17 protein-coding genes are annotated in these 16,481 nt (G+C 59.6%); 11 read left to right on the forward strand and 6 right to left on the reverse strand.

The window, feature by feature from the left end; translation table 11 throughout:
* The first annotated feature begins 56 nt into the window (after positions 1 to 56).
* From P2W41_RS08850 to recJ, 5 genes are all read left to right on the forward strand, one after another.
* Positions 57 to 479: a hypothetical protein gene (locus P2W41_RS08850; protein ID WP_292896070.1), complete on the forward strand. Its 423-nt coding sequence runs from the start codon at positions 57 to 59 to the stop codon at positions 477 to 479.
* Positions 480 to 565: 86 nt separating this feature from the next.
* A complete protein-coding gene (locus tag P2W41_RS08855) occupies positions 566 to 1,786 on the forward strand; it encodes an LL-diaminopimelate aminotransferase (protein WP_292900198.1) in 1,221 nt (406 codons plus the stop codon).
* 40 nt (positions 1,787 to 1,826) lie between these two features.
* A complete protein-coding gene (locus tag P2W41_RS08860; RefSeq protein WP_404934885.1) occupies positions 1,827 to 3,140 on the forward strand; it encodes a homoserine dehydrogenase in 1,314 nt (437 codons plus the stop codon).
* A 137-nt stretch (positions 3,141 to 3,277) separates the two neighbouring features.
* Positions 3,278 to 4,255 carry a class II fructose-bisphosphatase gene (glpX, locus tag P2W41_RS08865; protein ID WP_292896066.1) on the forward strand — a complete coding sequence of 326 codons (978 nt, stop codon included), beginning with the start codon at positions 3,278 to 3,280 and terminating at the stop codon, positions 4,253 to 4,255.
* 51 nt (positions 4,256 to 4,306) lie between these two features.
* Positions 4,307 to 6,088 (forward strand): single-stranded-DNA-specific exonuclease RecJ, encoded by a 1,782-nt coding sequence (recJ, locus tag P2W41_RS08870; protein ID WP_404934886.1) that lies wholly within the window; start codon positions 4,307 to 4,309, stop codon positions 6,086 to 6,088.
* A gap of 9 nt (positions 6,089 to 6,097) precedes the next feature.
* On the opposite strand, the gene P2W41_RS08875 is transcribed toward recJ, so the two are convergent.
* From P2W41_RS08875 to folE, 3 genes are all read right to left on the reverse strand, one after another.
* Positions 6,098 to 7,078 (reverse strand): patatin family protein, encoded by a 981-nt coding sequence (locus tag P2W41_RS08875; protein WP_229449068.1) that lies wholly within the window; start codon positions 7,076 to 7,078, stop codon positions 6,098 to 6,100.
* 192 nt (positions 7,079 to 7,270) lie between these two features.
* On the reverse strand, positions 7,271 to 7,717 hold the full coding sequence (gene hisI, locus P2W41_RS08880; protein WP_292896062.1) for a phosphoribosyl-AMP cyclohydrolase: 447 nt from the start codon (positions 7,715 to 7,717) through the stop codon (positions 7,271 to 7,273).
* Positions 7,717 to 8,382 (reverse strand): GTP cyclohydrolase I FolE, encoded by a 666-nt coding sequence (gene folE, locus P2W41_RS08885; protein WP_292896060.1) that lies wholly within the window; start codon positions 8,380 to 8,382, stop codon positions 7,717 to 7,719. The genes hisI and folE overlap by 1 nt, the downstream gene beginning before the upstream one ends.
* A 242-nt stretch (positions 8,383 to 8,624) precedes the next feature.
* Between folE and P2W41_RS08890 the strand changes: the two genes are divergently transcribed.
* The 3 genes from P2W41_RS08890 to thrS all read left to right on the forward strand — a co-directional run bounded on the left by P2W41_RS08890 (position 8,625) and on the right by thrS (position 11,493).
* Positions 8,625 to 9,071, forward strand: coding sequence for an iron-sulfur cluster assembly scaffold protein (locus P2W41_RS08890; protein WP_404934887.1), 447 nt, complete (start codon positions 8,625 to 8,627; stop codon positions 9,069 to 9,071).
* Positions 9,072 to 9,075: 4 nt separating this feature from the next.
* The gene (yidD, locus tag P2W41_RS08895; protein ID WP_404934888.1) at positions 9,076 to 9,393 is read left to right on the forward strand and encodes a membrane protein insertion efficiency factor YidD; all 318 of its coding nucleotides are present in this window, start codon (positions 9,076 to 9,078) and stop codon (positions 9,391 to 9,393) included.
* A 111-nt stretch (positions 9,394 to 9,504) separates the two neighbouring features.
* Positions 9,505 to 11,493, forward strand: a complete 1,989-nt coding sequence (gene thrS, locus P2W41_RS08900; protein ID WP_404934889.1) for a threonine--tRNA ligase — start codon at positions 9,505 to 9,507, stop codon at positions 11,491 to 11,493.
* Positions 11,494 to 11,566: 73 nt separating this feature from the next.
* Here the strand turns inward: thrS and P2W41_RS08905 are convergent, their stop codons facing one another.
* Positions 11,567 to 12,478, reverse strand: coding sequence for a hypothetical protein (locus P2W41_RS08905; RefSeq protein ID WP_292896052.1), 912 nt, complete (start codon positions 12,476 to 12,478; stop codon positions 11,567 to 11,569).
* Between the two features lie 207 nt (positions 12,479 to 12,685).
* On the opposite strand from P2W41_RS08905, the gene P2W41_RS08910 reads away from it, so the two are divergent.
* Positions 12,686 to 13,246: a nitroreductase gene (locus P2W41_RS08910; protein WP_404934953.1), complete on the forward strand. Its 561-nt coding sequence runs from the start codon at positions 12,686 to 12,688 to the stop codon at positions 13,244 to 13,246.
* Positions 13,246 to 13,854, forward strand: a complete 609-nt coding sequence (locus tag P2W41_RS08915; RefSeq protein WP_292900196.1) for a flavin reductase family protein — start codon at positions 13,246 to 13,248, stop codon at positions 13,852 to 13,854. Before P2W41_RS08910 ends, P2W41_RS08915 begins: the two co-directional genes overlap by 1 nt.
* Positions 13,855 to 13,864: 10 nt before the next feature.
* Here P2W41_RS08915 and P2W41_RS08920 read toward each other — a convergent pair whose 3' ends face one another.
* Entirely contained in the window at positions 13,865 to 14,743 is an 879-nt protein-coding gene (locus P2W41_RS08920; protein ID WP_404934954.1) for an HpcH/HpaI aldolase/citrate lyase family protein, read from the reverse strand.
* Between the two features lie 2 nt (positions 14,744 to 14,745).
* Positions 14,746 to 15,198, reverse strand: a complete 453-nt coding sequence (locus P2W41_RS08925) for a MaoC family dehydratase (RefSeq protein WP_292896048.1) — start codon at positions 15,196 to 15,198, stop codon at positions 14,746 to 14,748.
* Between the two features lie 137 nt (positions 15,199 to 15,335).
* On the opposite strand from P2W41_RS08925, the gene P2W41_RS08930 reads away from it, so the two are divergent.
* Positions 15,336 to 16,481: a DUF2336 domain-containing protein gene (locus P2W41_RS08930; protein ID WP_292896046.1), complete on the forward strand. Its 1,146-nt coding sequence runs from the start codon at positions 15,336 to 15,338 to the stop codon at positions 16,479 to 16,481.

Consider the following 16,481-nt stretch of genomic DNA (forward strand, 5'->3'; position numbering starts at 1 on the left):
ACGGGAGGCTCCCCCGCGACCATCATGCATGGTAGTGGCTTGAATCGGAAGAGAATATGAAAATCAGAGCTCACCGCGGTTTTTTTCGCATCACCGAAGTACTTGGCCTGGCGGTTTCCCTCTCGCTGACGCTCGGTGGATGTGTCAGCGCAAGTCTGGAAGACGCTGTGCCGTCCGCGGCGATCAGGACGCCAACACCCTTGCCGAGGCCTGGGTCGCAGCCCGCGCCAGAGGTAACGTCCGCCCCTGCTGTACGCAATACCGGCGCTTATCCCGATCTCAACATCCCGCCGGAATCGGCAGCGACGCCGATTGATGCCACCGAGAAGGACGCGCTCACGCGCGATCTCTCCGCTGTGCGGGAACGTCTGGCTGTCCGCGCTCCAGGCAACAACGCCGAAGCCGAGGCGGCACGTCTGCGCCGACTTGCCAAAACGCATGCCGAGCGGCAGCTCGAGGAAATCGAAAAGAGCGAATAACCTCTGCTCTCCTTCCCCTCGACCAGTCGAGGGAATGGGTATATGAGGACCGGTCACCGGTCTCGCGTCACCTGCATCGAGGTATGATGATGGAAGAATTTCACAAAATCCGTCGGCTCCCGCCCTATGTTTTCGAGCAGGTGAATCGCCTCAAGGCGAGTGCGCGTTCGCGCGGTGCCGACATCATCGATCTCGGCATGGGAAATCCCGATCTTCCAACCCCTCAGGCCATTGTTGACAAACTGTGTGACGTCGTGCGCGATCCGCGTACACATCGCTATTCTTCTTCGCGCGGCATTCCCGGTCTTCGGCGGGCGCAAGCGGCCTATTACGAGCGTCGGTTCGGCGTAAAGCTCAACCCTGAAACCCAGGTGGTCGCGACCCTGGGGTCGAAGGAGGGGTTTGCGAATATGGCCCAGGCGATCACTGCGCCGGGCGATGTGGTCCTGTGTCCCAATCCGACTTACCCGATTCACGCTTTCGGTTTCATTATGTCGGGTGGCGTTGTGCGTGCCATCCCCGCCGAACCTGACACGAATTTCATTCCGGCGCTCGAACGTGCCGTGCGCTATTCGACGCCGAAGCCTATCGCGCTCATCCTCAATTACCCGTCGAATCCGACAGCCTGCATGGCGTCGCTGGATTTTTACAAGGATGTGGTCGCGTTTGCGCGCAGAAACGATCTGATCATCCTTTCTGATCTTGCCTATTCGGAGATCTATTTCGAGGGTAATCCGCCGCCTTCCGTTCTGGAAGTGCCTGGCGCGATGGACGTCACGGTGGAGTTCACCTCCATGTCCAAGACTTTTTCCATGCCAGGCTGGCGCATGGGGTTTGCGGTCGGCAATGAGCGGCTGATCGCTGCGTTGTCGCGCGTCAAATCCTATCTGGATTATGGGGCGTTCACACCGATTCAGGTGGCGGCTGCAGCTGCTTTGAATTCCGATGGCACGGAGATTGAAGAGGTCCGCGAAGTCTATCGTCGCCGCCGGGATGTGCTAGTGGAATCGTTTGGCCGCGCCGGCTGGGACGTGCCGCCTCCGCCAGCTACCATGTTTGCGTGGGTGCCGATCCCGGACGCCTACAGTGAACTTGGCTCTTTGGAGTTTTCCAAGCTTCTGGTGGAAAAGGCCGAGGTGGCGGTTGCACCTGGCATCGGTTTTGGTGAGTTCGGGGACCAGTATGTGCGTATCGCGCTGGTGGAAAACGAGCACCGGATCCGGCAGGCTGCTCGCAGCATCAAGCGCTTCCTTGCAACCGCACCGGAAAACACTGACAACGTCATCCCGCTCGGCGCCCGACGCTGAGTCTTAATCACTGAACTATCGAGAAGGAGCACGCCGCATCATGGCCGAAGCGTTGCGTATTGGAATTGCGGGTTTGGGAACCGTAGGCGCTTCCGTCGTGCGTTGCATGACGGACAAGGAAGCGGAACTGACCAGGCAATGCGGACGCACAATGGCCCTGACCGCAATTTCTGCACGTGACCGCAATCGCGACCGCGGCATCGAACTGGGCAATGCGCAATGGTTTGACGACCCGGTCGAGCTGGCCGGATCCGCCGAGATCGACGTGTTCGTCGAACTGATCGGTGGCGACAGCGGTGCTGCCTATGATTCCGTGAAGACGGCATTGGAGGCGGGGCGTCACGTGGTGACGGCGAACAAGGCATTGCTGTCCAAACACGGTGTCGCGCTGGCGGCGATCGCGGAGGAGAAGGGCGTTCTTCTCAACTACGAAGCCGCAGTGGCCGGCGGCATCCCCGTTATCAAGACCATGCGTGAAGCGCTCGCCGGGAATGAAGTGAGCCGTGTGTTCGGCATCATGAACGGCACGGCGAACTACATTCTGACACGCATGGAGGAAGAAGGGCTCTCCTTTGAAGACTGTCTCTCAGAAGCGCAGCGCCTTGGATATGCCGAAGCCGATCCCACCTTCGATATCGAGGGACACGACACGGCACATAAACTCTCGATCCTTACGAGTCTCGCTTTCGGCTGTCAGATCTCTGCTGACGACATCTACATGGAGGGCATTTCCAATATCAGCCAGGCAGATATCCGGGCTGCGAGCGAACTTGGCTATCGCATCAAGTTGCTGGGCGTCGCCGTCAAGACCGAGAGCGGGATCGAGCAACGGGTCCATCCGACGATGGTTCCCACGCACTCGGTGATCGCGCAGGTGCATGGCGTGACCAATGCCGTGGCGATCGAAACCGATGTGCTTGGCGAGCTTCTGCTTTCAGGACCTGGCGCAGGCGGAAGTGCTACAGCCTCCGCGGTCATCGGCGATATGGCCGACATTGCGAAGAGCCGCCCGGGTTTTCAGCACGGTCCGGTCTTCGGGCGTCCGGCGGCCAAGCTGAAACCCTACAAGCGGGCGCGAATGCGCTCGCACGAGGGAGGGTACTTCATCCGTATGACGGTGCATGACCGCGCCGGTGTGTTCGCGGCCATTGCCAAGCGCATGGCCGATAACGAGATTTCGCTCGAATCGATCGTCCAGCATGCCGATGGCGGCCTGCCGGACGAGCAGAAGAACGTGATTCTCGTCACTCATGAGACAACGGAAGCGGCCGTTCGCAAAGCGGTTGACGGTGTGATGAAGGACGGTCATCTCGTGGACAAGCCGCAAGTTATCCGCATCGAGCGGGCAGCCTGACGCACATTTCGAGCCTGTCACATTTATTCAATCGATTCATGTTTTTGACGGGGCGACCGGGGTCTTGCCGTGCCGCGCCGTCTTTGCCACAAGAAGCCGCCGCCCATGGAAGGCGGTGAACATCAGGATCTGGATACATGTTGAAAGCCACGCAGGCGGGTCTCGACCGCATACTCACACTGGAACTCGTTCGTGTGACGGAGCGCGCGGCTGTGGCTGCGGCAAGGCTGCGTGGCCGTGGCGACGAAAAAGCGGCCGATCAGGTTGCCGTAGATGCGATGCGCTCGGAGCTCAACCGCCTGCCGATCAAGGGCACTGTGGTGATTGGCGAAGGCGAGCGCGATGAAGCGCCGATGCTCTATATCGGAGAAGAAGTGGGTGTGGGCGAAGGTCCTGAGGTCGATATCGCGCTCGATCCGCTTGAGGGCACCACGATCTGCGCCAAGAACCTGCCCAACTCTCTGGCGGTAATCGCCATCGCCGAGCGAGGCAGCCTGCTTTACGCGCCCGACGTCTACATGGAAAAAATCGCTGTCGGTCCCGGTTATCCCGAAGGCGTCGTCGATCTCGATGCTCCCGCCGTGGAAAATATCGAGGCGCTGGCAAAGGCCAAGGGTGTGCCGGTCAACGAGATCACTGCCTGCATTCTCGACCGGCCCCGCCATGCGCGTCTGATCGAGGAAGTGCGCGGAACGGGTGCTGCGATCCGGCTGATCGGCGACGGTGACGTGGCCGGCGTGATTCATACGACCGATCCGGATGAAACCGGGATCGATATTTATCTTGGCATCGGCGGTGCGCCTGAGGGTGTTCTGGCGGCAGCCGCATTGCGCTGTATCGGGGGGCAGATGCAGGGACGTCTGCAACTCAATACCGAGGAAAAGATCGCGCGCGCGGCGAAGATGGGCATTTCAGACCCAAACAAGGTCTATCGCATGGATGAGATGGCCAAGGGAGATGTGTTGTTTGCCGCAACCGGTGTGACGGATGGCAACCTGCTTTCCGGCGTCAAGTTCGGCCGGGACCAGATATCCACGCACACCATTGTCATGCGTTCCTCCTCTCAGACGGTGCGCGAGATCATCGCCCGTCATCAGGACCTGGACAAGTTCTGAGAACCTCAAGGCCGCTTGCCATTGTTCGTCCTCTGTGAAACCTAGTCGACGATGACAGGCGACAAGCGATACTTCCTGGATGTACGGCACTCTGCACGCGGCCTTGCGTGGGAACATCGGCTGGACCTGCGCGGCGAGAATGTCGCGCTGGCGATGGCGCAGACCCATGGTATTCCCGAAATCGTTGCGCGCGTTCTGGCTGGCCGCGGGGTGGAGATGGACGAGGCCAAGCGGTTTCTCGACCCCACAATTCGTGATCTCCTGCCCGATCCAGCGAGCCTGACCGACATGGAGAAAGCCGCCGAAAGGCTGGCTCGCGCTGTTCAGCACGGCGAGAGGGTCGCGATCTTCGGCGACTACGATGTCGATGGCGCTGTTTCCTCGGCCATGATGAAGCGCTTTCTGGCGCACTACGGCATTGCATCCGAAATCTACATTCCGGACAGGATTTTCGAGGGCTATGGACCAAATCCCGAGGCGATGAGAGAACTCGCTGGCAGGGCGAGCCTGATTGTCACCGTCGACTGCGGGGTCAACAGCGCCGCCGCCATCGCAGCGGCGACTGAGGCGGGCGCCGACGTGGTGGTTCTCGATCATCACCAGGTAGGCGGCGAGTTGCCGGAGGCGGTCGCGGTGGTGAACCCGAACCGGGAAGATGATCTATCGGGGCAGGGCTTCTTGTGTGCCGCCGGGGTTGTGTTCCTGGCTTTGGTGCAAACGGTTAAACGTCTTCGCCAGGAGGGGGCGCCCAAGGCAGCGCCGGATCTGCTGGGGCTTCTTGATCTCGTGGCGCTTGGAACGGTGTGCGATGTGGTGCCGCTTGTGGGTGTCAACCGCGCCTTCGTGGTGAAGGGGCTCTTGGCCGCGCGTCAGATGAAAACGCCGGGACTGGCAGCGCTGGCACGCGTGTCGCGCATCGGCGAACCACTCAACCCTTACCATCTCGGCTTCATGATCGGGCCGCGCATCAATGCCGGTGGCCGTATAGGCAACGCGGCTCTGGGCAGCAATCTGCTCGCCAGCGACGATCCGGCCGAAGCCGCGAAAATCGCAGAGACACTCGACCGGCTGAACACCGAGCGTCAGGACATGGAAACGGTGATGCTCGCGGAGGCGAAGGCCGAGGCGGACGCGGAGTTGATGGCCGGTGAGGGGCCCGCCGTGCTTGTTACCGCGAGCGATCGCTGGCATCCGGGCATCGTTGGTCTTCTGGCGTCTCGTCTCAAGGACCATGCAAGGCGACCGACCTTTGCGATCGCTTTCGATCCGAGCGGCAAGGGCACAGGCTCCGGGCGCTCGATTCCGGGTTTCGATCTGGGCAAAATTGTTCGTGAAGCCGTCTCCGAAGGGCTGCTGGTCAAAGGCGGCGGCCATGCCATGGCTGCCGGGATTACCATCGAGCGCGGTAAGCTCGGGCCGCTTCGGGCGTATTTCGAGGAGCGAGCCGCTAGCGCGGTGAAGAAGCTGAGGGATGCCGAAAGCCTGAAGATCGATGCTGCACTCTCTGCCGATGGGGCGAATTTTGCGCTGCTCGATGCGTTGGAGACCGCTGGGCCATTTGGTTCTGGTCACTCGACACCGGTTCTGGCGCTGCCGCGCCACCGCCTGGCCGATGCGCGCATCGTGGGCAACGGTCATGTGCGTGTTGATCTGCGCTCCCAGACAGGTGCGCGTATGGAGGCCATTGCCTTCCGGGCCGCCGAAACTGACCTCGGCAATTTCCTTTTCGCCAACCGCGGCGCGACGATCCACGTTGCGGGGACGCTGGCGGCCAATCACTGGAATGGAACGAAGCGCATCCAGATGCGGCTTCAGGATGCGGCCAGCGCATGAAAGCGCGGGTCACCCCAGGACGGTGATGATCCGGTCGAGCTCTGAGAGGCGGGCCTGGGTGGTCTCGTAGCCGATCGCAATGGCTTCATCGGCACGGTGGAACTCCGTAAGGCCGATGTGGCCGAGCTTGGGCTGGAGCGACAGGTCCGGCGGGTCGCCCGCCATACGGGCGCGCGAAATTCGATCCTGAATGATGTTGAAGGCTTCGACCATCACACCGGTAATGCCGAGCCGCTGATCGCGCTGATGCGGGCCCTTTTCCACCACAAGCGGAGCTTTGTCGCCTTGCTCCGTTTCCCGGGGCATATCTGCTGCATGCTTGATGACTGCCGCGCGTCCAAACAGATCGTAATGGAGGTTGACGGCCATGACGAGAGGCTGCTCGTAGGTTCGGCAGGCAGAAACAGGGACCGGGTTGACGAGTGCACCGTCAACAAGCACTCGACCGTTGCAAGTGACTGGTTCGAAAACGCCAGGCAAGGCGTAGGAGGCTCGCATCGCGGTGATCAGCGACCCGCTCGATAGCCAGATCTCGTGGCCGGTGCGAATTTCCGCTGCGACGCAGACAAACGGCTTTGAGAGATCGTCAAAGGTCACGCCCCGTAGATGCTCTTCCATGCGCGCCGTGAGCTTCATGCCGCCAAACAGACCGCTGCCGCCGAAATTGATATCGAGCAATCCGAAGATACGCCGCTTGGTCAGGGAGCGGGCAAAATCTTCCAGTTCATCCAGCTTTCCCGCCAGATAACAGCCACCCACCAGCGCGCCGATGGAGGTGCCGGCAATCATGCCAATGGGGATGTTCGCTTCGTCGAGCGCGCGCAGGACACCGATATGGGCCCAGCCGCGTGCAGCGCCGCCGCCGAGGGCAAGGGCGATACCGTTGCGAGGATTTGGTGCAGGCACCCGCTCGGCCACGGGTGGTTCAGGCGAACCCAAGTCGCCCTGCCTGCTGTCTTGCTTCCTGCGTAGAGATGCCCAATCGAGCATGATCATCTCCTCGTCCCCTTGGCATCATGCCCGGGAACTGTATCAAATTGGTGAATATGCGTCGCTTTGGCGAACCGAACGGTTCAACGCTGCCTCACCGGGGAACCTGGCGGATATGCCAGACTCTAGATGTGCGTTCCCGAGAAGAAAGTCTACGCCGCAGGCGATCAAGAAATCGAGACCGACTTTTGGTCAAGCGTGTCCGTCTTTGTGATCCAAAGGCTTCATGCCGAGGTCGATCAGAACCGCCTTGCCATCACGCACGGAGACGTTTCTGTAGAAACAGGAACGCCGGCCGGTGTGGCAGGTTGCGCCATCGCCGGCAACCTTCACGCTCAAATGCACCGCATCCTGATCGCAGTCCGTGGCGATGGAGACAATGTGCTGGACGTTGCCGGAGGTCTCGCCCTTCTTCCAGAGCTGACCTCGCGAGCGCGACCAGTAATGGGCAATGCCGGTCTGTAGTGTCATCGCCAATGCCTCGGCATTCATGTGTGCAACCATCAGGATTGCGTTGGTTTCGGCATCCGTTACCACCGCCGTAAGAAGGCCGTTGGCGTCAAAGCGCGGCGAAAAAGCCGCGCCTTCTTCAAGCGCGGCCTTGTCGGATGGGGCCGGAGGAAAGCTCAATGTCGTCATCAGCGGTGATTGTCGCGCAGCATGGTCATGAAGCGCGCCTGCTCCTGAAGATCTTCTCGATATGCGCCCGTAAACGTGGTGGTGAGCGTGACGGAGCCCTGCTTGCGGATACCGCGCATGGCCATGCACATGTGCTCGGCCTCAACCAGAACGGCCACGCCACGTGGTTTCAGAACATCCTGGATCACATGGGCAATCTGCGCGGTCATGGCTTCCTGCGTCTGCAGGCGGCGCGCGAAGATGTCGACGACGCGGGCGATCTTGGACAGGCCGACCACCTTCCCATCCGGCAAATAGGCTACGTGCGCCTTGCCGATGATCGGCACCATATGATGTTCGCAGTGCGAGTGGAACGAGATGTCCTTGATAAGGACCATGTCGTTGTAGCCCTGCACCTCTTCAAAGGTTCGCCCCAGTTCCTCGGCGGGGCACTGATCGTAACCGGAGAACATCTCGCGGTAGGCCTTGGCCACGCGCTTGGGCGTTTCGACAAGGCCCTCACGGGCGATGTCGTCACCGGTCCAGCGCAAAAGGGTGCGCACAGCGTTTTCCACCTCTTCTTGAGATGGACGATCAGTAGCCGGCTTGTCCATGTAAGATTTTGTCTCCGCGATTTTCTCACCCTTCTCGGCATGAGGCGGAAAATTCTTGATAACAGCGTCCATAGAAGGCGTCTCCCGTAGTCCCTGTCTCGGCAGGGACGAGTTGAACGGTTCACGGCCTTATCCAGCGGGTAATGGAGAAAAATCTCAGCCCGGCCCGACAGCGGCGTGCGCGAAACTGGCACCCACAACGGCATCATGCCTTGTCGTGGGCCCACAGCGTTCATTATATAAGTGGCTTGAGGCAGAAGGGAAGGTGCCGAAGCGACTTTGATGTGTTTCGGTTGCGGCAGAACGGAAATTCCATGCTCGATGACGTCTACAACGCGAAAATTCTTGGTTTTGCCGGCAATATTCAGCGCATCGGGCGGCTGGAAGCGCCGGATGCTTCTGCGAAGGCGCATTCCAAGCTTTGTGGTTCGACTGTTGTGGTCGACCTCAGGGTTGAGGATGACACGGTGGTCGATTTCGCACATGAAGTAAAAGCCTGCGCTCTTGGACAGGCTTCATCGTCAATTATGGCTGCTCATGTGCTGGGAGCGAGTTTCGGCGAGTTGCGGCAGGTCCGTGAACAAATGTACGCCATGCTCAAGGAAGAGGGTGCACCGCCATCCGGTCGTTTTGAAGACCTGAGATATCTGGAGCCGGTGCGTGGCTACAAGGCACGTCATGCGTCCACGCTGCTGACGTTCGATGCGGTGGTGGATGCGATCGATCAGATCGAGAAGGCGCGCGCGGGCGCTGCCGCCTGACAGTATGTCAGACGCCGCGCGAAGCCGAAACTGGCAGGGTCCCTGGCCCAAAACCCCGGGGCGTGTGCTGGGCACGGCGCTGGTGCGGTTCTACCAGCTCACTCTGTCGGGTTTCATCGGCAATTCCTGCCGGCATTTCCCCACCTGTTCCGAATATGCTTATGAGGCGATTGCGCGCCATGGTCTGTGGGCTGGCGGCTGGATGGGGCTTTTTCGCCTCTTGCGCTGCGGGCCGGGCGGTACCCACGGTGTCGATCCGGTGCCGGATCGTCTAGGGAACCGCCTGAAATGGTGGACACCGTGGCGCTACTGGCGGCTTTAAACGACCCGAAAAGGGGTTTACGCCCCGGGCTGATGGCGCTAAACGCCCCTTGCTTACATACACCAAGACCACCCGCGCTCGTTGGCGGGACTGGATAAGGAGAAGTCTCTGATGGCCGAAGCCGTTTCCCTGAAATTTCCCGATGGATCCGTTCGCGACTATGACGCGGCAACGACCGGTGCCGATATTGCCGGCGGCATTTCCAAATCGCTTGCCAAGAAGTCCGTCGCCTATGCGCTGAACGGAACCGTTCGCGACCTGTCCGATCCCGTCGGCAAGTCCGGCGACATCGAGATCATCACTCGTGACGATCCACGCGCGCTGGAGCTCATTCGGCACGATGCTGCTCATGTGCTGGCCGAGGCCGTGCAGGAATTGTGGCCCGGCACGCAGGTCACCATCGGCCCGGTGATCGAGAACGGTTTTTATTACGATTTCGCCCGCAATGAGCCTTTCACGCCCGAGGACCTGCCGGTTATCGAGAAGAAGATGGCGGAGATCATTGCGCGCAACAAGCCTTTCACAAAGGAAGTCTGGTCGCGTGAAAAGGCAAAGAAGGTGTTTTCCGAGAAGGGCGAGAGCTACAAGGTCGAACTAATTGATGCGATCCCCGAGGATCAGGATGTCAAGATCTATGCGCAGGGCGACTGGTTCGACCTTTGCCGCGGTCCGCACATGGTCTCGACTGGCCAGATCGGCAAGGCATTCAAGCTGATGAAGGTGGCCGGCGCCTATTGGCGCGGCGATGCCAACAATCCGATGCTGACCCGCATCTATGGTACGGCCTGGCAAACCCAGGAGGAGCTCGACCAGTATCTTCATATGCTGGAAGAGGCCGAAAAACGCGATCACCGTCGTCTCGGACGCGAGATGGACCTTTTCCATTTCCAGGAAGAGGGTCCGGGCGTTGTCTTCTGGCATTCCAAGGGCTGGCGCATGTTCCAGAACCTTGTCAGCTATATGCGCCGCAGGCTCGCGACCGATGGCTATGACGAGGTGAATGCACCGCAGGTGCTCGACAAGAGCCTCTGGGAGACGTCTGGCCACTGGGGCTGGTACAAGGAAAACATGTTCAAGGTCGAGTGCGCGGACGACGAGGCGGAAGACACCCGTACGTTCGCGCTGAAGCCGATGAACTGCCCCGGTCACGTGCAGATCTTCAAGCATGGCCTAAAATCCTATCGCGACCTGCCCATTCGTCTGGCTGAATTCGGCAATGTGCATCGCTATGAGCCGTCCGGCGCGCTACACGGGCTGATGCGCGTGCGCGGCTTCACGCAGGACGATGCCCACATCTTCTGCACGGAAGAGCAGCTCGCCGCCGAGTGCCTCAAGATCAACGATCTGATTCTGTCCACCTATGCCGATTTCGGCTTTGAGGAGATCACGGTCTATTTTTCCACGCGGCCTGAGAAACGTGTCGGTTCCGATGCGCTATGGGATCACGCCGAGGAAATAATGAGCAAGGTTTTGGTGCAGATCGCCGAGCAGTCGGGCGGACGGATCAAGACGGCGATCAATCCTGGCGACGGAGCGTTTTATGGTCCGAAGTTCGATTATGTGCTGAAGGACGCCATTGGCCGCCAGTGGCAGTGCGGCACAACACAGATCGACTTCAACCTGCCGGAGCGCTTTGGCGCGTTCTATATCGATCAGGATTCGGAGAAGAAGCAACCGGTGATGGTTCACCGGGCGATCTGCGGGTCGATGGAGCGCTTCCTTGGCATTTTGATCGAAAACTATGCAGGACATTTCCCGCTGTGGTTCGCGCCTGTGCAGGTGGTTGTGGCAACGATCACCTCCGATGCCGATGAGTATGCGCTCAAAGTGACGGAGACGCTGAAGGAAGCAGGGCTGCTTGCGGAAGCGGATCTGCGCAACGAGAAGATCAACTACAAGGTCCGCGAACATTCGTTGGCCAAGGTCCCGGTCATCCTCGTCTGTGGCAAGCGTGAGGCGGAAGAAGGCACGGTCAATATCCGCCGTCTTGGCAGCCGCGACCAGGCATCCATGTCGCTGGCTGATGTGACAGCGATGCTGGCGGATGAGGCAACACCGCCCGACCTCAAGCGCAAGGCTGCGAAGGTGGCGGCTGTCTGAGGCCATTCAGCGCGTCATTCCGGAAAAGCCGTGCCACACTGCGCGGCTTTTTTCATATGCAGTGAAAGCCGGATCAATCCGGAAACTGGTTGCGCGTGTCCAGCAGGTCTGTGGGAAGGAGTTCCACGTCCTGGTTACGGCCGGGGATGACAGAAAAATCTCGTTGATAGATTCTGTCACGGTTCTTGGCGACAATGGTGTAATCACCCTCGGCGAGTACCATGGACGCATAGGCGCTGACGGTTTCGTAGACGATCTCACCCGTGTCGGTAAGCACCGACCAAGCGGTGTCGGCAATGGCTTCGCCGCCGCGTTCGCGCACGAGCTTCATCGTGAGATCGGCAGCGCGGTGCTCGACCGTTGCCTCCGTGAGTTTTCCGGCTTCGACACGAATATCGGAGCGGATGACGGCGTTCATGGCGCCGTATTTCGCGACCACATGATATGTGCCTGCATTGAGACGCACGATGCTGCCAGGCTCAACGTCTGGCAGGATCAGGGTGCCGTCGCCGATATTGTCCTCGCCTGCCTCATAGATTGAGAAGCGGAGTTGATTCTGGGGAATTCTTACGCCGCCGGGGAGGATTGCGTTCAGCTTTAGGCCACCCGCATCGAGGAACAGATCCTCACGCATCGGCTCACGTCCGACCGTTATCCTCTTTGTGACACCGGCTCGGCCGTAGGCTGCATGAACCAGATAGCTCCCGGGGGCGAGCTGGAAAACAGTGTTGCCGCCACGTGCGGTTGCCACGAGCGGAAGCTTCTCATCGGCTCCTGGTTGCGTGCCAAAAATGCGCCACACGAGACCATTCGGGATCTCATCACCACCTTCTTGCAGATGTGCGACAAGTGTTACCTCACCGGTCTCCGCAGTGGCGAGGGCGTCGTCCACTGAAGCCGGTGCATAGTTATTGAGGCCGGGCAGGCGTAGAAGACCGTCGACTTTTTCTGCCGCGTCTTCCTGTGCATGAGCGGAAAACGCCATCAGCGGAGAAGCACACAGGGCAAAACAGGAAAGTATCGATCTTAAAGGACTGCGCATGTCTGACATGAAGCCCAAGGCGGTGGCAATTTCAAGGCGATTGTGCGATCTGAATTCCACGAAACGAAAGCTCTCGCAGAACACTCTGCCTGATTCAGGCCATCATATCCTACAGGAGACAGAAAATTGCACCCATCCGTGCTTGATTTCATGCTTGTGCGCCGCTCGACGCCGGTGAAGGATCTTGCGGAACCGGCTCCGTCCGACAAGGAAATCGAGACCATATTGAAGGTGGCCTCGCGGGTGCCCGATCATGGTCGGTTAACACCCTGGCGTTTCATCCTTTACCGGGGCGATGTCAGAAATCAGGTGGGTGAGGCGTTGGCGGCTCGCGCGATGGAGCGGGAACCGGACTTGCCAGAGGCACGAATCGAGCAGGAGCGGACCCGCTTTTCGCGGGCCCCGCTGGTCATTGGCGTGGTTTGTGTCCCGAAGGACAGCCCGACAATTCCCGAATGGGAGATGTTCCTCTCCGGCGGCATGGCTGCAATGAACCTGATGATTGCCGCCAACGCGCTGGGTTATGGGACCAATCTCATCACGAACTGGTATTCGGATGATGCCGAAGGACGCCGCATACTGGGGCTTGCGCCGCAGGAGCGCGTGGTTGGCTTTGTGCATATTGGCTCCTATGAGGGGGAACTTCAGGAGCGCCCGCGTCCGGACCTTGTTGATATTGTCTCCGAGTATACCGGACCGTGGGAGGCATGATGTTTTACGAACCGTCCAAGGGGCATGGGCTTCCCCACGACCCGTTCAAGGCTATTGTATCGCCGCGCCCCATTGGCTGGATTTCCACGCTGTCGCAGGAGGGGATAGCCAATCTCGCTCCCTATTCCTTCTTCAACGCGATCTCGTCCAATCCGCATCTGGTGTTTTTTTCCTCGGAAGGAGCGAAAGATAGCGCGACGCACGCCGAGGAGAATGGTGAGTTCGTCGTCAATCTCGCCAGCCGACATCTTGCGGAGCAACTGAACGCCAGCTCGGTCGATGCACCACGCGGTGTCAATGAATTTGCCTATGCGGGGCTCACAGAAGCTCCTTCAAAGCTTGTAAGGCCGCCGCGCGTGGCTGAATGTCATGCGGCGCTTGAATGCAGGGTAACCGAGATCCGACGCCCGCTGGGTCTCGACGGATCTCCGGCAGGCGTGATTGTGGTTACCGGTGAGGTGGTGGGAGTGCATATCAGCGAGGCCGTGCTGAAGAATGGCCAGTTCGATGCCGTCGCCGCAAGCAATCTGGCGCGTCTGGGCTATCGCGATTATGCGGCTGTCACCGAGACTTTCGAGATGACACGGCCTCAATGGAAGGGTGACTGAGCTTCCTCGATCAAACCGTTGAAACCTGCGCGGCACGTTCAAGCACGCGTTTGGCAAGGGCGAGGTGCGGGCGGTCGAACATGCGTCCACCGATGTTGACAACGCCTGCATTGCCAGCGGCCGAAAATGCCTCCACCACCGCGCGCGCTTCCTCTACCTCTCGAGCGGAGGGGGTGAAGATGTCGTTGATGGGCTCGATCTGGGCTGGATGAATAGCCATCTTGGCGACGAAACCATCGCGGGCGGCTGTGCGGCATTCTCTCTCAAATGCTTCTGTGTCGGAGAAATTGGGAAACACGGTGTCAATGGCCGGAACTCCCGCTGCCGCCGCAGCCAGAAGCGTTATGCTGCGTGCGAGCTGGAATAGTGGTGTATAGCTGCCGTCTTCATGGCGAGCGGTAAGCGCGCCGATATGTGCGGAGAGATCTTCGGCTCCCCAGGTGAGCCCGCAAAGGCGTGGACTGGAGTTGCGATAGCTGGCTGCACTCAGAACACCCAGCGCCGTTTCCGTGATAATCGGCAGAATGCGTGTTTGTCCGTCTGCAACCCCGATTTCTGCCTCGTGAACGCGCAGCGCCGTTGCAAGACGCGCCACGTCGCCGCCGCCTTCGGCCTTGGGCAGCATGATGCCATCCGGTTTGGCTTTCATGACGCCTGCGAGATCATCATTGATCAATCCGGAGGTCAGGTCATTCACGCGCACAAAGAGCCGGGCTTTTGTGTGCGCTCGCGCGTGTTCCAGAAATACCGCGGTGACGCGACGAGCTTCTTCCTTCTTGTCTAGACCTACAGAATCTTCCAGATCAGCGATCAGAACGTCGCACGACGTGTGCAGAGCCTTTTCAAGCTTGCGTTCAGAATCCCCTGGAACAAAGAGCAGAGAGCGCATGTTCAAGCATTCTTCTTGAGGATCATCGCCTGGCGCAGACAGCGGGCCACGAGCTTGTCGTCCTGATTGAAGGCGCGATGCTCAAACTCCACGATGCCCCGATCGGGTTTTGATTTCGATTCACGCACCGACTTCACCTCCGTCTCGACGCGGATGGTGTCGCCGTGGAACACCGGGTTCGGAAAACTGGTGTCGGTCATTCCAAGGTTGGCTATCGTTGTGCCGAGCGTGGTGTCGTGGACCGAGATTCCGATCATCAGACCGAGGGTGAAGAGTGAGTTGACCAGAGGTTTGCCCCATTCAGTTTTCTGTGCAAAATCAAAATCGATGTGCAAGGGCTGAGGGTTCAGCGTCATGGTTGAAAACAGCACGTTGTCGCTTTCGGTGACGCTTTTGCGCAGTGTGTGTTGAAACACCTGTCCTGGCTGGAATTCCTCAAGATAAAGGCCCGCCATTGGGCTCCTCCCGTCCAAAGCATGATCTGTCTCTTGATAGGGGGGGCGGACGCAGGCCGCAAGTCGGCACTTATGGTAAACGTTTCCTATACGAATTCACGCTAGGTTTGACTTAGTCAGGGCGGGAGTGTGACTTCGTGCAGGTGGTTCAGCATTTTCTCAAATGGACGCAGACGGCAAAAGTGGCCGAACGTGCGGGCGCGGCAGCGGCCCTCGCCAGAGCTTATCTCGATGGAGAACTGCCGTTCGATGATCGCTACGCGGCCGAAGCCGCGCTAACGGCTTTGCTCGACGATCCATCTTCCAAGGTGCGATTCGCGCTCGCAGAGGCGCTTTCCATGAGCCGGCACGCACCCGTACAGGTCGTGGCGGCTCTTGCCTCCGATCAGCCCGACGTTGCCGCGCCGATCCTGGCGCGCTCGCCGGTTTTGTCCGACACCGATCTCATCGATCGGGTCGCGGACGAGAGAGAGGCCACCCAATGCCTTATAGCGCGCCGTGCACATCTGAGTATGAGTGTTTCGGCCGCCATTGCGGAGGTTGGGGCGCTCGAGGCTTGTCTGGCACTGGCGGAAAATTCGAGCGCGGACATCGCGGCCGTGAGTTTCCGCCGCATGATCGAACGCCATGGACACGACGCGCGCCTGCGCGAAAAACTGGCTGCGGACCCTCGTTTGCCATCGGATTGCCGTCACGTGCTCTTGCGACAGCTGGGTGAAACCTTGCGTGACGCTCCTTTCGTGCGAGCGCTGGTGGGCGCGGCGCGGGCGGAAAAGCTCACCCGGGATGCATGTATCCGTGCTTCGCTTACGCTGATCGAGACCATTGAGGCTGAAGAGCATGGGGCAATGGTCGAGCATCTTCGCATTCAGGGGGAGCTGACAACCAGCTTCATCGTCCGACTTGTTGCCCATGGGAAGATCGACTTTTTCGGTCATGTACTCGCAACGTTGACAGGGGAGTCTCTGGCACGGATCGGGGGGCTTCTGGTGAACGGACGGGATTTACCGTTGGCCGCGCTTTTTAAGAAAGCAGGTCTCGCAAAGCCTGTTCATGCACCGATCACTCGAGCCTTGGCCGTCTGGCGTGAGGTTGCGCTGGGCAAAAGGGTAGCGGGCGCCCAGGAAGTTTCCTGGCTGATGCTTGAGAGCATCGGTGCAACGCCGGGACAGGGCGGCCCTGCAGCAGATGCTGCAGAACTGGCCGGTCTCTTGCGGTCCATTCATCTCGATGCCCTGCGCGAAAATGCGCGCATTCAGGCGCAGGCGATAGCAGCCGCCTGA

This window comes from Nitratireductor sp. L15S-10 (assembly GCF_045011005.1).
Taxonomy (GTDB): Bacteria; Pseudomonadota; Alphaproteobacteria; order Rhizobiales; family Rhizobiaceae; genus Nitratireductor.

Coding starts and splice junctions, on each gene's coding strand:
- yidD (WP_404934888.1), top strand. CDS start 9,076: ATGTCAGACGCCGCGCGAAGCCGAAACTGGCAGGGTCCCTGGCCCAAA.
- P2W41_RS08890 (WP_404934887.1), top strand. CDS start 8,625: ATGCTCGATGACGTCTACAACGCGAAAATTCTTGGTTTTGCCGGCAAT.
- P2W41_RS08925 (WP_292896048.1), bottom strand. CDS start 15,198: ATGGCGGGCCTTTATCTTGAGGAATTCCAGCCAGGACAGGTGTTTCAA.
- glpX (WP_292896066.1), top strand. CDS start 3,278: ATGTTGAAAGCCACGCAGGCGGGTCTCGACCGCATACTCACACTGGAA.
- P2W41_RS08860 (WP_404934885.1), top strand. CDS start 1,827: ATGGCCGAAGCGTTGCGTATTGGAATTGCGGGTTTGGGAACCGTAGGC.
- P2W41_RS08910 (WP_404934953.1), top strand. CDS start 12,686: ATGCTTGTGCGCCGCTCGACGCCGGTGAAGGATCTTGCGGAACCGGCT.
- recJ (WP_404934886.1), top strand. CDS start 4,307: ATGACAGGCGACAAGCGATACTTCCTGGATGTACGGCACTCTGCACGC.
- P2W41_RS08905 (WP_292896052.1), bottom strand. CDS start 12,478: ATGGCGTTTTCCGCTCATGCACAGGAAGACGCGGCAGAAAAAGTCGAC.
- P2W41_RS08915 (WP_292900196.1), top strand. CDS start 13,246: ATGTTTTACGAACCGTCCAAGGGGCATGGGCTTCCCCACGACCCGTTC.
- P2W41_RS08875 (WP_229449068.1), bottom strand. CDS start 7,078: ATGCTCGATTGGGCATCTCTACGCAGGAAGCAAGACAGCAGGCAGGGC.
- P2W41_RS08855 (WP_292900198.1), top strand. CDS start 566: ATGATGGAAGAATTTCACAAAATCCGTCGGCTCCCGCCCTATGTTTTC.
- folE (WP_292896060.1), bottom strand. CDS start 8,382: ATGGACGCTGTTATCAAGAATTTTCCGCCTCATGCCGAGAAGGGTGAG.
- thrS (WP_404934889.1), top strand. CDS start 9,505: ATGGCCGAAGCCGTTTCCCTGAAATTTCCCGATGGATCCGTTCGCGAC.
- P2W41_RS08920 (WP_404934954.1), bottom strand. CDS start 14,743: ATGCGCTCTCTGCTCTTTGTTCCAGGGGATTCTGAACGCAAGCTTGAA.
- P2W41_RS08850 (WP_292896070.1), top strand. CDS start 57: ATGAAAATCAGAGCTCACCGCGGTTTTTTTCGCATCACCGAAGTACTT.
- hisI (WP_292896062.1), bottom strand. CDS start 7,717: ATGACGACATTGAGCTTTCCTCCGGCCCCATCCGACAAGGCCGCGCTT.